General features: G+C 63.7%; 1 protein-coding gene and 1 pseudogene. One reads left to right on the top strand and one right to left on the bottom strand.

Annotated features, from left to right (window positions below):
* A partial coding sequence (locus EN745_RS35505) for a sigma-70 family RNA polymerase sigma factor (protein ID WP_189363281.1) occupies positions 1–288 on the bottom strand: 288 nt, incomplete at its 3' end.
* Positions 289–485: 197 nt separating this feature from the next.
* On the opposite strand from EN745_RS35505, the pseudogene EN745_RS35500 reads away from it, so the two are divergent.
* Positions 486–678 (top strand): annotated as a pseudogene (locus EN745_RS35500) (aromatic amino acid aminotransferase); the annotation flags it as partial.

Below are 678 nucleotides of genomic sequence, written 5' to 3'. Positions count from 1 at the left end.
GACCGAATGGTCCTGGGGCGCCGGGGAGGTGCTGTCGGCAAGGTACCCGGCCTGCTCGACGCGCGCCGCTTCCGACCGGCGCGAGCGGACACCATCGATGAAGGCGTTGTGGACGATCGCAAGCAGCCAGGCGCGAAGGTTGCTGCCGGCACGAAAGGTGCCGCGCCGCTCATAGGCGCGCACCAGCGCGTCATGCACCAGGTCCTCGGCCTCCGTGCTGTCGCGCGTCAGCGAACGCGCATAGCGGCGCAGCGAACCGAGCTGTCCGACGATATCGAAGCGTGGCATCGATCGTTTCATGCCCTGTTTACGGAGCAGGGCAAGGTTTTAATCCGGCTACAAGTGATTTTTGTCCGATCTGGCGAACGATGCTGATGTGACAGGAACGTGTAGGGGCGGCGCAGCCTCAAGATTGATGCAATCGAAAAGCGCTGGCGAAGCGCTGCCGTTTTGCGTATCACTCCGCCGCCATTGGAGCCGTATCGATGTTTGAAACCCTGCAGCCCGCCCCCGCCGACAAGATCCTTGCGTTGATTGGCCTTTATCGCGCCGATCCGCGTCCGGGCAAGGTCGATCTCGGCGTCGGCGTCTACAAGGATCGCGACGGCAGGACTCCGGTGATGCGCGCCGTGCGCGAAGCCGAGAACCGGCTGCTTCAGGGCCAGGACACCAAGACCT

This window comes from Mesorhizobium sp. M4A.F.Ca.ET.022.05.2.1, from assembly GCF_003998845.1.
Taxonomy (GTDB): Bacteria; Pseudomonadota; Alphaproteobacteria; order Rhizobiales; family Rhizobiaceae; genus Mesorhizobium.
The sequence above is the reverse complement of the archived record's forward strand: the minus strand, read 5'-3'. Positions and strand labels throughout refer to the sequence as shown.